At 61.0% G+C, this 14,102-nt stretch carries 15 protein-coding genes; 7 read left to right on the top strand and 8 right to left on the bottom strand.

Annotation, left to right across the window (positions count from 1 at the left end):
- Positions 1 to 93 precede the first annotated feature (93 nt).
- The 3 genes from ypfJ (GIW69_RS12905) (at position 94) to GIW69_RS12895 (ending at position 2,876) form a co-directional block, all read left to right on the top strand.
- On the top strand, positions 94 to 915 hold the full coding sequence (gene ypfJ / locus GIW69_RS12905; RefSeq protein ID WP_236483053.1) for a KPN_02809 family neutral zinc metallopeptidase: 822 nt from the start codon (positions 94 to 96) through the stop codon (positions 913 to 915).
- Between the two features lie 113 nt (positions 916 to 1,028).
- The gene (ypfJ, locus tag GIW69_RS12900) at positions 1,029 to 1,919 is read left to right on the top strand and encodes a KPN_02809 family neutral zinc metallopeptidase (protein ID WP_236483051.1); all 891 of its coding nucleotides are present in this window, start codon (positions 1,029 to 1,031) and stop codon (positions 1,917 to 1,919) included.
- Complete coding sequence (locus GIW69_RS12895; RefSeq protein ID WP_236483049.1) at positions 1,920 to 2,876, top strand: alpha/beta hydrolase; 957 nt, start codon at positions 1,920 to 1,922, stop codon at positions 2,874 to 2,876.
- Between the two features lie 31 nt (positions 2,877 to 2,907).
- Here the strand turns inward: GIW69_RS12895 and GIW69_RS12890 are convergent, their stop codons facing one another.
- The 3 genes from GIW69_RS12890 to GIW69_RS12880 form a co-directional block, all read right to left on the bottom strand.
- On the bottom strand, positions 2,908 to 3,501 hold the full coding sequence (locus GIW69_RS12890; RefSeq protein WP_236483047.1) for an HAD family hydrolase: 594 nt from the start codon (positions 3,499 to 3,501) through the stop codon (positions 2,908 to 2,910).
- On the bottom strand, positions 3,498 to 4,367 hold the full coding sequence (tesB, locus tag GIW69_RS12885; RefSeq protein ID WP_236483046.1) for an acyl-CoA thioesterase II: 870 nt from the start codon (positions 4,365 to 4,367) through the stop codon (positions 3,498 to 3,500). The genes GIW69_RS12890 and tesB overlap by 4 nt, the downstream gene beginning before the upstream one ends.
- 106 nt (positions 4,368 to 4,473) lie before the next feature.
- Positions 4,474 to 5,043 (bottom strand): GNAT family N-acetyltransferase, encoded by a 570-nt coding sequence (locus tag GIW69_RS12880; RefSeq protein WP_236483044.1) that lies wholly within the window; start codon positions 5,041 to 5,043, stop codon positions 4,474 to 4,476.
- An 81-nt stretch (positions 5,044 to 5,124) separates the two neighbouring features.
- Between GIW69_RS12880 and GIW69_RS12875 the strand changes: the two genes are divergently transcribed.
- Both GIW69_RS12875 and GIW69_RS12870 read left to right on the top strand, forming a co-directional pair.
- Positions 5,125 to 6,042: a histone deacetylase family protein gene (locus tag GIW69_RS12875; RefSeq protein WP_236483043.1), complete on the top strand. Its 918-nt coding sequence runs from the start codon at positions 5,125 to 5,127 to the stop codon at positions 6,040 to 6,042.
- Between the two features lie 282 nt (positions 6,043 to 6,324).
- Positions 6,325 to 7,572: a TIGR03862 family flavoprotein gene (locus GIW69_RS12870; RefSeq protein ID WP_236483041.1), complete on the top strand. Its 1,248-nt coding sequence runs from the start codon at positions 6,325 to 6,327 to the stop codon at positions 7,570 to 7,572.
- Positions 7,573 to 7,635: 63 nt separating this feature from the next.
- On the opposite strand, the gene rhlE1 is transcribed toward GIW69_RS12870, so the two are convergent.
- The 5 genes from rhlE1 to GIW69_RS12845 all read right to left on the bottom strand — a co-directional run bounded on the left by rhlE1 (position 7,636) and on the right by GIW69_RS12845 (position 12,085).
- Positions 7,636 to 8,973: an RNA helicase RhlE1 gene (rhlE1, locus tag GIW69_RS12865; RefSeq protein WP_236483039.1), complete on the bottom strand. Its 1,338-nt coding sequence runs from the start codon at positions 8,971 to 8,973 to the stop codon at positions 7,636 to 7,638.
- A 76-nt stretch (positions 8,974 to 9,049) separates the two neighbouring features.
- Entirely contained in the window at positions 9,050 to 9,976 is a 927-nt protein-coding gene (yedA, locus tag GIW69_RS12860; RefSeq protein WP_236483037.1) for a drug/metabolite exporter YedA, read from the bottom strand.
- A gap of 110 nt (positions 9,977 to 10,086) precedes the next feature.
- Positions 10,087 to 10,692 carry a 3'-5' exonuclease gene (locus GIW69_RS12855; protein ID WP_236483035.1) on the bottom strand — a complete coding sequence of 202 codons (606 nt, stop codon included), beginning with the start codon at positions 10,690 to 10,692 and terminating at the stop codon, positions 10,087 to 10,089.
- Positions 10,693 to 10,716: 24 nt separating this feature from the next.
- Positions 10,717 to 11,196 (bottom strand): LabA-like NYN domain-containing protein, encoded by a 480-nt coding sequence (locus tag GIW69_RS12850; protein WP_236483033.1) that lies wholly within the window; start codon positions 11,194 to 11,196, stop codon positions 10,717 to 10,719.
- Between the two features lie 136 nt (positions 11,197 to 11,332).
- On the bottom strand, positions 11,333 to 12,085 hold the full coding sequence (locus tag GIW69_RS12845) for a DUF2076 domain-containing protein (RefSeq protein WP_236483031.1): 753 nt from the start codon (positions 12,083 to 12,085) through the stop codon (positions 11,333 to 11,335).
- 179 nt (positions 12,086 to 12,264) lie between these two features.
- Between GIW69_RS12845 and GIW69_RS12840 the strand changes: the two genes are divergently transcribed.
- Entirely contained in the window at positions 12,265 to 12,939 is a 675-nt protein-coding gene (locus GIW69_RS12840) for a YciC family protein (protein WP_236483029.1), read from the top strand.
- Between the two features lie 76 nt (positions 12,940 to 13,015).
- Complete coding sequence (locus GIW69_RS12835; protein WP_236483027.1) at positions 13,016 to 14,098, top strand: endonuclease/exonuclease/phosphatase family protein; 1,083 nt, start codon at positions 13,016 to 13,018, stop codon at positions 14,096 to 14,098.
- Positions 14,099 to 14,102: the final 4 nt, after the last annotated feature.

The following is a 14,102-nucleotide window of genomic DNA, read 5'->3' as shown; positions in this document are numbered from 1 at the left end:
TACGCGGCCTTACACATCTTTCCTGCAGCGTTTTACCGCTGCGGTTATTCATAGGCACGGCAACCGCCGATCAACCGATGAGAGACCGCAGCAATGCTATGGAACAAGGCACGACGCAGCAGCAACGTAAATGACACACGCGAGGGCAAGGATGCCCGCACCTCTAAAGGGAAAGCGCTGGCCGCCGGATTCGCGGCGTTTACCCTGGCCGGGATGGGCGTTTATTCGACACTGGCGATTACGCCCGAGCAGGGCGACATCCTGACCGAAGATCCCTACCGCCAATTTGTCGAATCGATACTGGGTGATACCGAAGACACCTGGAAACAACTCTTCGCGCAAACGGGTCGCCAGTACAACGCCCCTTCGCTGACCCTCTACAGCGATGGCGTCTCTTCCGGATGCGGTTACGCCGGTGCCGGCAGTGGCCCTTTCTACTGCCCGGACAATCGACAGCTCTACCTCGACCCGGAATTTTTCGCACAGATGGCCCGGCGTTTTGCCTTGGTCGGCGACTTCGCCCAGGCCTACGTCATCGCCCACGAGGTCGGGCATCACGTACAGCTGCAATTGGGCCTCTCCGCGCCGTTCGATAAAGCCCTCGCCGCACGTGAACGGGTTGCAGGCGATGGCGGCCTCGAAGTGCGCGCCGAATTGCAGGCCGATTGCCTGGCCGGGGTCTGGGCGCATCATGCGCAACAGCGTCTGGACTGGCTGGAACCCGGTGATATCGAAGAAGCCTTGAACGCCGCCACGGTGTTTGGCGACGACTATCTGCAAACCGCGCAACAGCAAACCGTGCGCCCGGACACCTTCAGTCACGGCACGTCGCAGCAGCGTTCACGCTGGTTCACGGCGGGCTTCGATAGCGGCCGGATTGACACCTGCGATACCTTTGCAGCCACGTCGCTGTAAGCTTGTCGCCACGCCACAGAACCGCCGTGGTTAAAGGCTGTCTGACGATCGGACTGGCGCCACTCCTGCACACCAGCAACACTCATCACCACGATCAATCAGAGGATTCCCACATGCTATGGAAAAAAGGCCGACGCAGTGACAACGTCGTCGACGCCCGTGGTGATGACATGGGGGGGGGTGGCGGAATGCGCTTCGGTGGCGGCAAGGGACTTAGCCTGACCGCCATTGTATTGATCGTCGGCATCGGGTGGATCACCGGCCAGGATCCGCTGCAGATCCTCGGCCAACTGACCGGGCAAATGACCGAGCAATCGGCACCGGCCAGTTCGCAAACCCGTCAGGCACCGCCGGCCAACGATGAACAGGCCGAATTCGTGCGGTCGATCCTCGGCGACACCGAAGACACCTGGGGCCCGATTTTCCAGCAGGCCGGTCGCCAATATAAGGATCCGACCCTGGTGCTGTTCAGCAATCGGGTCAACTCGGCGTGCGGTTTGGCGACCTCCGCCACCGGCCCGTTTTATTGCCCGGCGGATCAAAAGGTCTACCTCGACATGGCGTTCTTCCAGGAAATGGCCCGGCGCTTCTCCGCCGCCGGCGATTTCGCTCAGGCCTACGTGATCGCTCACGAAGTCGGACACCATGTGCAGACGCTTCTCGGGGTTTCCGCGAAAATTCAGACGGCTCGCCAGCAAGGTCGGCAGATGGAAGGCGATGGCGGTTTGCTCGTGCGCCAGGAACTGCAAGCCGATTGCCTGGCGGGCGTCTGGGCCAACCATGCGCAAAAACGTTTGAATTGGCTGGAGCCGGGCGACATTGAAGAAGCCTTGAATGCCGCCAACGCCATCGGCGACGATCGCTTGCAGCAACAGGGTCAGGGCCGCGTGGTGCCGGACTCCTTCACTCACGGTACGTCGGCGCAAAGGGTGCGCTGGTTCAAAACCGGATTCGCTCAGGGCCAGGTCGGCCAGTGCGATACCTTCGCGGCGAAAAACCTGTAAATGCATAAATGGCTGTTGGCTTTACTGATCATCGGCAGCACCGCCCAAGCTGCCAGTTTCGGCGTGGACGCCATCAGCCCCGGCCGCCTGCAATTGAAGTCTGGGGAAATGGCCGTGGGCATCGGTGCCGCGCCGGAGAAAATCGAGCGGATACTGATCGTCATCCACGGTCGCTTGCGCAACGCCGAGACCTATCGCAAGAGCGGTGAAAATGCTGCCGCCCAGGCCGGCCAGGCGGCGAACACGCTGGTGATCGCTCCGCAATTTCTCAATGAAAGCGACGTCACTCTCTACTCATTGCCACCCACCGTGTTGCGCTGGCGAGGCAATGAGTGGATGGGCGGCGGCTTATCCACAGGCCCGCAGCCGCTCAGTTCCTACGCTGCGCTGGACGAAATCGTCGCCCGGGTCAGCGACCGCAAGCAATTTCCGGACGTGAAGCAGATTGTCATTGCCGGCCACTCCGGTGGCGCGCAAGTGGTACAGCGCTACGCCCTGCTCGCTCAGGAACAACCGGCGCTCAAGCAAAATGGCATTCGCCTGCGTTACGTGGTGGCCAATCCGTCGTCCTACGCCTATTTCAACGAACAGCGGCCAGTGGCCTTCGATCACGCGCAGTGCCTGGGTTTCAATCGTTGGAAATACGGCCTGGTGGATCCGCCGATCTATGGCGGTGGGCAATCGCCGACGCAACTTGAAAGCCGTTACGTCAAACGCGAGGTGATTTATCTGTTGGGCCAGCAGGACACCGACCCGCAGCATCCGGCACTGGACAAAAGCTGTGCCGCCGAGGCGCAGGGAAGTTATCGACTGGAGCGCGGCAAGTTGTATTTTGGCTATTTGCTGCGTCGCCATCCCCAAGGGGTCAATCAGCGGCTGGTCGAAGTGCCGGGGGTCGGGCATGACGGCGACGGGATGCTGACCTCGCCGGAAGGTCAGAAAGCGTTGTTTGAGTGAATAGGCGGTGGCCGGTCTGACGCCACATCTCTTAAGCCGTCACCATCCGCCGCAACTCGACACAATCGCGCGCATGCCAGTCCGTCAGCTCCGGCCAGGGATTGTCCGGCAGATTCACCAGCACCGTGTGCGTCCCCGCCGCCCGACCGCAATCCAGATCAAAGCGATAATCGCCGACCATCACCATGTCGCCGGTCGGCACATTCCACGCTTCGGCCAGTTTCAACAATCCACCCGGGTGCGGTTTGGGCGGTGCTTCGTCGCGGCCCAGAATGTCATCCACTGCAAAGCAGTCCGCCAGCCCGATGGCCTCCAGCGTTACATGCGCCAACTCGCGGGCATTGCGGGTGAGGATGCCGAGGCGATAACCGCGCCCGGCCAGTTCACGCACCAGTTCCACCGCGCCGGTGGCCGGGGTCGAACCGAGCGCCAGATCGCGCTCATGCTCCAGCAACCACGCGTGTTTGGCAGCGGCTTCCTGCGCTGGCAATGCAGCGAGATGGGTGAGGATGTCGTCCTCGGGCGGGATCGCCAGCGCCACGCGAATCGCGGCAAAGTCATGCACGGCGACGGTCAGGGTGCCGTCCATGTCGAACACCCAATGGCGCACATCGCTCAGGCTCATGCCCAATCCTTGCGATGGCGGATCAAACCTTCCTGCGTCACCGAGGCCACCAGTTGCCCGGCGCGGTTGTACACGCTGCCACGGGAGAAACCACGGGAGTTGCCGGCCCACGGGCTGTCCATCGCGTAAAGCAGCCAGTCATCGGCGCGCAGGTCATTGTGGAACCACAACGCATGATCGAGGCTGGCGACCTGCATGTCCTTCTGCCAGACCGATTTGCCGTGCGGCAGCATCGACGTGGTCAACAGACCGAAATCCGAGGCATAGGCCAGCAAGTATTTGTGCAACGCCGGGATATCGGCCAACGCACCATCGGCGCGGAACCACACGTATTTCACCGGATCGGACGGCTGCGGGTTGTACGGGTCTTTTTCAGTGACCGGGCGCACTTCGATGGGTTTCGGGCATAGCAGTTTTTCACGCATGTGCTCGGGAATCAGGTGGGCGCGTTGCTGGGTCAGTTCCAGCTCCGACGGCAGGTTTTCCGGGCCGACCACTTGTGGCATCTGGCTCTGATGCTCGAAGCCGGCCTCGTCGTACTGGAACGAAGCGCTGCACGTGAAAATCGGGTGACCTTTCTGGATCGCCGTGACGCGGCGGGTGCTGAAACTGCCGCCATCGCGCACGCGATCAACCGAATACACCACTGGCAACTTGGCGTCGCCCGGACGCAGAAAATAACCGTGCATCGAATGCACATGCCGCGCTTCTTCAACGGTCTGACTGGCCGCCGACAGCGACTGCCCGAGCACCTGACCACCAAACAACTGACGGAAACCCAGATCCTGGCTGCGGCCACGAAACAGGTTTTCTTCGATCGGTTCCAGGGTCAGCAGGTCGACCAGATCTTCCAACACTTGGCTCATTCAGACTCTCCTCACACAAAGCAATGCCGCGCAGTCTTGGCTGCGGCGGCCCATTCAGGTTCTGGCACGGGCCAACATGCCGGCCATTGTAACCGTCCGTGGGGGCTTATCCATGCAAGGTTTCCAGCCATTGTTCGCGGGTGATGCGGTACAGCACGTGTTGACGCAGCGGGTGATCGGCGGGGAGCTTCGGATGCTCGAAGTCGTCACTCAGGTCGTGATGCATGCCGATCGCCTGCATCACCTTCTGCGACGGCAGATTGGTCTGGCTGGTGAACGAAACGACTTCTCTCAACGCGATCCGGTCAAAGCCGCAGCGCAGAGCCGTCCACGCCGCTTCGCTGGCATAGCCCAACCCCCAGTGCTCTTTCGCCAGGCGCCAGCCGATTTCCACTGCCGGCGTGAACGGCGCGTCGAAACCGACCACGCCGAGTCCGGTAAAACCGATGAACTGGCCGGTGTCTTTGCGCTCCAGAGCCCACAAACCGAAACCGTGCTCGGAAAAATGCCCGCGCACCCGACCGATCACGGCGGCACTTTCAAGGCGAGTCAGGGGTGCCGGGAAGTAACGCATCACCTGCGGGTCGGCACACATGTCGGCAAACGCCGGCAAATCCTCGTCCTGCCATTGGCGCAGCAGCAATCGCGCGCTTTCCAGCTCCAGAATCGGTTCCATCCTGTTCCCCCGTCGTATGCCGCCAGTCTATATCGCTGATAGGATCCTTCATTCCTTCCTGCATCCTTGCGTGAAATCGCCATGCTGCCGTTGATCTACCACGAAGATTACAGCCCCGAATTTCCGGCGGATCACCGCTTTCCCATGGACAAATTCCGCTTGCTGCGCGACCACCTTGTCGACAGTGGCCTCACCCGTGACGCCGATTTGTTGCGCCCTGAGTTGTGCCCGCCCGACATCCTCGCCCTCGCCCATGACCGCCGTTATATCGAACGCTATATGAGCGGCGAGTTGTCTCGCGAAGACCAGCGGCGTCTCGGTTTGCCCTGGAACGACGCCTTGGCCCGACGCACGGTACGGGCGGTCGGCGGTTCGCTGCTGGCGGCGGAAAAAGCGCTCCAGCACGGCCTCGCCTGTCATCTGGCCGGCGGCACTCACCATGCGCATTACGATTACCCCGCAGGTTTCTGCATCTTCAATGACCTGGCGATCATCAGTCAGTTCATGCTGCAAAGCGGTCGCGTGAATCGGGTGCTGATTTTTGATTGCGACGTGCATCAGGGCGATGGCACCGCGCGCATCCTCCACGATACGCCAGAGGCGATCACCGTTTCCCTGCACTGCGAGAAGAACTTCCCCGCACGCAAGGCGCAAAGTGACTGGGATATTCCGTTGCCCAACGGCATGGGCGATGCCGACTATTTGAACGTCGTCGATGACGCGCTCAACTATTTGCTGCCGCTGTATCAACCGGATCTGGTGCTGTACGACGCCGGTGTCGATGTACACAAGGACGACGCCCTCGGTTATCTGCAACTGACCGACGCAGGCGTTGCCGCCCGGGATGAAAGCGTCATGCGCCATTGCCTCGGCCGCGACATTCCGGTGGTCGGCGTGATCGGCGGTGGTTACAGCAAGGATCGCCACGCCCTCGCCCGCCGCCACGGCATCCTCCATCACAGTGCGCAGCGGGTCTGGCAGTCATCGGGTTGTCATTGAGGTGTGCTGGTTACCCACAATGGCTGTGGAACCGCCTGTGGATAACCTGAGTGAAAAGGACTAGAACCCACGTTATTCAATGCGTACAGCCTGACGGTGATTTTTTGATCAGCTCTGGAATCCACCCTGGATTTGTGTGGGAGCTGCCTTGCCAGCGATAGCCACGTGTCAGTCAACGTGATTGCTGCTGATCCGCCGCCTTCGCTGGCAAGCCAGCTCCCACAGGTTTAGTGGTCGGCTGTTAGAATGCGCGGCTTATCCCGCCATACCGCAGCGCATGCCATGACCCAGACTTCCGCCCCTCTCTCCGCCCACGTCGCCATCATCGGCGGCGGCCCCGCCGGCCTTATGGCCGCTGAAGTGTTGAGCCAGGCCGGTGTGCGCGTCGATCTGTACGACGGCATGCCTTCGGTGGGCCGCAAATTCCTCCTCGCCGGGGTCGGCGGTATGAACATCACCCACTCCGAAGCGTACCCGGCGTTCCTGTCGCGCTATGCCGAACGGGCGCCGCACATTGCGCCACTGCTGCGCGGTTTCGACGCCGATGCGCTGTGCCAGTGGATTCACGACCTGGGTATCGAAACCTTCATCGGCAGCTCCGGCCGCGTCTTCCCCACCGACATGAAAGCCGCGCCGTTACTGCGTGCCTGGCTCAAACGCCTGCGCGACAGTGGCGTGATTATCCACACGCGCCACCGCTGGCTGGGTTGGGATGAATCCGGCGCATTACGCATCGACAGCCCCGACGGCGAAAAAACCATAACACCCGACGCCACCCTCCTCGCCCTGGGCGGCGGCAGTTGGTCGCGCCTGGGGTCGGACGGTTCGTGGATGCTGGCATTGGAGCAACGCGGCGTAGGACTGGCGCCGTTGCAGCCAAGTAATTGCGGCTTCGAGGTGCAAGCCTGGAGCGATTTGATGGTGAGCAAATTCGCCGGCGCGCCCCTGAAAAATATCGCCATCGGTTTGAACGACGATATCCCGCGCCTTGGCGAATGCGTGATCACCGCCACCGGGATTGAAGGCAGTCTGATCTATGCGCTATCGGCCCCGATCCGCGAGACGATCAACCGTAATGGCGCGGCGGTGATTCACATTGATCTGCTGCCGGGCAAGCCTGTGGATAAAGTGCAGGCGGCACTGAGCAAACCCCGTGGTTCAAGGTCGATGGCCAAGCATTTGCACAGTCAGATTGGCATCGATGGGGTGAAAGCAGCGTTGCTGCGCGAACTGACATCCGCCGAGACGTTTGCTGATCCCGCCGCGCTGGCCCGGGCGATCAAGGCATTGCCGCTGACGCTGGTCAAAACCCGTCCACTGGACGAAGCGATCAGCAGTGCCGGCGGCGTAACGTTTGAGGCGATGGACGAGCGCTTGATGCTCAAGGCATTGCCGGGCGTGTTCTGCGCCGGGGAAATGCTCGACTGGGAGGCGCCGACCGGGGGTTATTTGCTGACAGGGTGTTTTGCCAGTGGACGGGCGGCGGGGTTGGGAATGTTGGATTGGCTTAACGGCAGCGGCAAGCGTTGAGCTTTAAGCTACAAGCTAGCCGCTCTTGACTTGCAGCTTGCAGCTTGCAACTTAAAGCTGCTTTTAAGGCTTCTTCTTACGCGGCCCGGTGTTGAACACCGGTACTTTTCGCACAGGCTTGATCGCCGTTTCCGGCGCTGGCGTATCACCGCTGTCCACCCACTTGCCCAGATTGCGCTTGCCGCCACCACCCGACGCCTTTGGCTTCTTCGGTTTCTTCGGCTTCTTGACAACCTGGCCACTGGCATCGGTATCCGGCACACGGTGTTCAGGTTCGAAATCCGGTTCGTTCTGACGTTTCAAGGTCTGGCGCGTCAGCATTTCGATCGCCGAGAGCATGTTCACTTCATCGGCGCACACCAATGAGATCGCTTCCCCGGTGGCGCCCGCACGGCCCGTACGGCCGATGCGGTGGATGTAATCTTCGGCCACGATTGGCAGGTCGAAGTTGACCACCAGCGGCAAGTCTTCGATATCCAGACCACGCGCCGCCACATCGGTGGCCACCAGGATCTGCACTTCGCTGAGCTTGAACCGATCCAGCGCACGCTGGCGCGTGGCTTGCGGCTTATCGCCGTGGATGCCGTCGGCATTGATGCCCAGACCCTGAAGTTTTTCCACCAGCGCGTCCACGCCATTGCGGGTCTTGGCGAACACCAGGACTTGCTTCCACTTGCCCTTGCGCATCAAGTGCACGAACAGTTCAGCCTTGCGCTTCTTGTCCACCGTCACAATCCATTGCTTGACGGTGTTGGCGGCGACGTTGCGCGGGCTGACTTCGATGCTCAGCGGGTCGTCGAGCATCTGCCCGGCGAGCAGGCGGATGTCGTCGGAGAAGGTCGCGGAGAACAACAGCGTCTGACGCTTCTTCGGGAGTGCGCGATAAATGTTCGCCAGCTCTTCGGAGAAGCCCAGGTCGAGCATGCGGTCGGCTTCGTCCAGCACCAGGGTTTGCAGCTGATTGAACTTCAGCGCTTTCTGACGGAACAGGTCGAGCAAACGCCCCGGCGTTGCAACCAATACGTCGACGCCACCGCGCAGCTTCATCATTTGCGGGTTGATGCTGACGCCGCCGTACACCGCGTAGGTGCGCAATGGCAGGTTTTCAGCGTATTGGCGCACGGCCTCGTGGACTTGCTCCGCCAGTTCGCGGGTCGGCACCAGAATCAGTGCGCGCACCGAGTTGGCGGCGACTTTCGGCCCTTCCATGGACAGCAGCTGCAACAGCGGCAGCGCGAAACCGGCGGTCTTGCCGGTGCCGGTCTGGGCTGCTGCCATCAGGTCGCGACCGGCCAGAACTGCTGGAATGGCTTGCGCCTGAACCGGCGTCGGGGTCTGGTAGCCGAGCGTCTCAAGGGAGCGCAGCAAGGGTTCGATCAGGCCAAGGGTGGCGAAAGTCATGGAAGTACCGTAGGAAAATTCAGCGCGATTATGCGAGACGAGTTGTAAACAGGTGTGCAATGACGCGCAGTTTACCCTAATTCACACGGGATTCTTCCGGCATGGCCGTCACGACCGCCGGCTTCGTCCGACGCCACTGCGGCAAGCCGATCAACACCACGGCGCTGATGATCACCAGCATCGCCAGTGCTTCCTCGATGCCGATGGTCTCGCCGACGAACACAATCCCCAGCAACACCGCCACTGCCGGGTTGACGTAGGCATAACTGGTGGCCGCCGCCGGGCGCACATGCTTGAGCAGATACATGTAAGCGTTGAAGGCGATGATCGAGCCGAAGCCGATCAGGTACGCCAGCGCCAGCCAGCCTTCCAGCGGCGGCATCGCTTGCAGGTGCTCGCCGCTGAGCGCGCTGCCGACCAGCAATACGACCCCGCCGACGAGCATTTCCACGGCACTGGCCATCGCGCCCGCCGGCAGCGGCAGATGTTTGCTCCACACCGAACCGAAGGCCCATGACGCCGCCGCAAAGATCAGCAATGACGCGCCCAGCGGACTCGATTGCAGGTTGGAGCCCATGTTGAGCATGGCGATCCCGATAATCCCCAACACCACGCCCGCCCATTCGAGTCGCGTATTGCGCGCCCCCCAGAAATAACCGCAGAGCAAGGTAAACAGCGGCACTGTCGCCACCGCCAACGCCGCCACACCCGATGCCACCCCGGTGTGCTCGGCCACACTCACCGCGCCGTTGCCGAAACTGAGCAGCAAAATCCCGATGATCCCACCCGCCTTCCACTGTGCCCAAGTCGGCGCCGGCGCCCCGCGCCAGCGCAGGAAGGCGTACATCAACGTCCCGGCAATCACGAAACGCACGCCGCCGAGCATCAACGGCGGCCAATATTCAACACCAATGCGGATCACCAGATAGGTCGACCCCCAAATCACGTAGAGCGCAAAAAACGCAGCAATCAACGGTAAGGGAAAACGGCGCAGGCCAGACATGGGGCGACTCGGAATCAGGGCAGGAAGACCGGACATTCTAAAAAGGCCGACGCCGAAAGATAAGGAACAAAAGCGGTAAATCCCGCCGGTACAGATACGCTCCTACGAGATCAGCGATACCGCTGCAAATGCTCCGCTACCTTCGCCGCCGGTACCTTCTGCAACTTGCACAACAGATCATGGTTCAGCTCACGCACCCCATGCTTCTGGCGCAGTTCCCCCGCCAGATGCGCCATCAGGTTGGCCGCCATTTCGGCATCGGCCATCGCACGGTGAGCCTGGCCGGTGTGAGGCAGGCGGGCGAACGTGGTGAGGGTGCCGAGTTTGTGGTTCGGCGCGGCCGGCATCAGTCGGCGGGCCAGCAGCAGCGAACAGGCGAAGTTTTGCAGGCGGGTGCGTTTGATGCGGCCCAGTTCGAAGTCCCAGAATTTCTGGTCGAAGGAGGCGTTGTGAGCAAGCAGTGGCGTGCAGCCGACGAATTCGTTGACTTCGTTCATCACCCATTCGGCCGGCGGCGCGGTGCGCAGCATGGCGTTGCTGATGCCGGTGAGTTGTTCGATGAAGGCCGGGACGCGTACGCCAGTATTCATCAGGCTTTGGTAACGCTCGACGATGCGGCCGTTTTCCAGCATGACCACAGCGATTTCCGTCGCGCGGCAGCTGCTGTTCGGTGACAGGCCAGTGGTTTCAAAGTCGATGACTGCGATGCGTTCCAAACCGGTTCAACTCCGTTCGTTCATTCAATTTTTAAGCAGCAACGCGCCTTCGATGGGCACATAACGGCTGGCGGCGCGGATCAGCGAGTTGGCGGTCAGGCCGGGCACGCCGTATGCGACGGCTTGTACGCCGTGCTTGGTGATGATGCGTTCGAGCAGCATGTCGAAATCGCCATCACCGGAAGCCAGCACCACTTCGTCGACGTGATCGGCCGCGTCCATGATGTCGAGGGTAATACCCACGTCCCAGTCGCCCTTGGCCGAGCCGTCGCTGCGCTGGATGTAGGGTTTGAGTTTTACGGTAAAACCGAGGTTGCGCAGGATCTGCTGGAACTGCTGCTGCTTGCTGTCGCCGCGATCGATGGCGTAGGCGTAGGCCTCGACGATCTGGCCCTGTTTGCTGATATCCGCCCACAACGCCGCATAGTTGAAGTGACAACCATAGGCCTGACGCACGGTGTAGTAGAGGTTCTGCACGTCGGCGAACACTGCGATTTTTTTCACCGGAGTTCCTGTGGGCGCGCTTGCGCATGAGCCGGATCAGGCGCCTTGCCCGAAAAGGCGCCCAGTATGCCAGTCCACAGGAGGATTACGCGAATCATCGCCCCGGAGCGCTCGGGCGCTCCGGACGAATGGCGGGTCAGACGTAGGAATCGTCGTCGCCGAAGAACGATGAGTTGTCATCGCTGTAGTCGGCGTCACTGAAGCCGCCCTGGTCGTTGTTGAAGGTATCGTTGCCGGCCATGCGCTGGTCGTCGCCCCAGCCGCTGTTACTTTGGTCATTGACCTGGGCCGGCTCTTCCTTGATCACTTCGACGATTTCTTCAGGCGTCTGATTGTGATGAAACAGGCTGCTGATGCCTTGCGCCAGCATCACGCCACCCGCTACGCCGGCCGCTGTTTTCAGCGCGCCACCGAGGAAGCTGTTGCCACCCGCTGGCGCCGCTTGCTGCTGTGGATAATTGGGCGGCGGTGCGCCGAAGTTCTGCTGCGGCGCAGGCGAGCCGAAGCTCGGACGCGCCGGTTCACGCCAGCCGCCGGTAGATGCCGGCGCACTCTGGCTCGGCGCCGGGCGCGAGCTGCCACCAAAAATGCTGGAAAGGAACCCGCCGCCGCTTGTCGCGGGCGCAGGGTTTTGCGACTTGGTCGCTTGCAGTTCGGCCTGCAATTGCTGGACTTGCGCCGACAGTTGCTTGTTCTGTTCATCGAGGCTTTTGAGGGCGGCCTCTTGCACCAAAATCGCCTGGGTCATGAAATAACCTGCCGCCGGCTGGCGCGTCAGGTGTTCCTTGATCCGCGTCTCGGCCTGGGCGTCGCGCGGGGCTGCCTCCGTTTCGGCTTGTTGCAGACGGGAAAACAGTCCATCGATCAGGGTTTGTTCTTCGCTGTTCATGGCGACCTCGTAGATTGCCGGAGATAACGGTGCCCTCGCCCACGTTTGAGCAAGGTGCCCGTCCGTAATGGAGGCTGCGACAGAATGTTTCAATGGCCTTTACCGAACGTTTACGTTTGCGCCCTGCCCCGCTTCATCGGTTAAAGTGGGCGCCTGCTTTTGACCTGCGATACCGACCCATGAAAGTCTTGGATGTCCTGCGCGACTCGTTGTATTTCTTCAAACGCAATCTGGGCCAGATCGTTCAGTTGTGTCTGCCGCTGGTGATTTTCGAAGCGGTGCTGCAGCGAGTGGTGGAGCATTCCAGCGGCCCGGACAACTATTCGGCTATCACCGTCATCGTCGGGTTGCTGGTGTATCCGCTGTACACCGGCGCGCTGATTCTGTTTCTCGATGCTCGCACCCGGGGCGAATCGCCACGCAACCGTGATCTGCTGGCGATGGCTGCGACGATGTGGCCGCGTTTCGCCGTGCTGACGGCGCTCAACACCTTGCTGATCCTGCTCGGGCTGTCGTTGTATTTCCTGCCGGGTTTATACCTGATGGTCACCTTGGCGTTCGGCGAGTATTTGCTAGTGCTGCGGGGTTTCGGCCCGTTACAGGCGATGAAAGAAAGTCTGCGTCTGAGTCGTGGGAATTTTCTGCGAATTCTGGTCTGCATTCTGTGCGTGATGATCCCGCTATGGCTGCTCAAGGGCGCGACCATGGAGATTTACCCGGAGCCACAACACCCGCTGCTCGCCGTGCTGATCGACAGTGCCCACAGCTTCCTGCAACTGTTCACCGGCGTAGTGCTGTTCAGATTGTTCATGCTGATCAGCGAACGGCCTGACATACAGGACAGAATCGTCTGACCGCGCCGCGCTTGGGCTACGACACTGCCGTCAGGTATGCTCGGGGCCACTTTCTGTAACGCTAATAAGCCGAGCCATGACCCGTCTACTGCGCTACACCGTGTTGTTCGTATTGCTCGCCATCGCCGTGACTGGCGCATTGATCTACAGCCTGACCTGGCGCCCCGATGCCAGGGAAACCTTGCCGGTCAGTTGCGCCGCGCAATCCCCCACGCTGGTGTCGGGCCAGGCGTTGAAGGTCATGACCTGGAACGTGCAATATCTCGCCGGCAAGCGCTATGTGTTCTGGAACGACCTGGCCGGTGGCAACGATGAAGCGCCGACTCTGGAAGACATGGCCTTCAGCCTCGACGAAGTGGCGCGAGTCATTCGCGATGAAAAACCTGACGTGGTGTTGTTACAGGAACTGGATGACGGCGCCAAGGCCAGCGACTATCAGAATCAACTCAAATTACTGCAGGAGCGGGTCGCCGACCTGTACCCGTGCAGCGTCAGTGCCTTCGACTGGAAAGCCGATTTCGTCCCCGAGCCGCACATCTACGGCAGCGTCGGCCGACAACTCGCCACCCTCAGCCGCTACCGCATCGAACATGCCGAGCGTGTGCAACTGCCGGTGGCCTCGAGCAATTTCATCAGCCGCCAGTTCCAGCCTAAAAATGCCTTGCTCGCAACCACGCTGCCACTGAGTGATAGCGGGCAACTGGTGGTGATCAATACGCACCTGGAGCGGGCCAGCCAACCGAATGACGACACGTTGCGAAACCAGGTGCAGGCCATCACCAAGGTGCTCGACAAGTACGAAAGCCAAGGCACGCCATGGTTGATCGGCGGCGACTTCAATCTGTTACCGCTCGGCCAGTACCGACGCCTGTCCGCCGAACAACGCACGCCCTATACCGCCGACAGCCCGTTGCACCTGCTGTGGGACAAATACCCGATGATCCCCACCAACAACGAAGCGAGCGGCGCCGACCGCGCAGACTGGCTGACCCACTACCCCAACGACCCCGGCCTCAACGGCCCGGATCGCACCGTTGATTATTTGTTTTACAGCCTGAAGATCAAACGGATCGAGGCGACGGTGCGGCAGGACGATACATTGCGGATTTCCGACCATCTGCCGGTGATTGCGCGGTTTTTGTTGCCGGCGACGCCATAGATCA

The organism is Pseudomonas syringae (assembly GCF_021605415.1).
Classification (GTDB): Bacteria; Pseudomonadota; Gammaproteobacteria; order Pseudomonadales; family Pseudomonadaceae; genus Aquipseudomonas; species Aquipseudomonas syringae_S.
The sequence above is the reverse complement of the archived record's forward strand: the minus strand, read 5'-3'. Positions and strand labels throughout refer to the sequence as shown.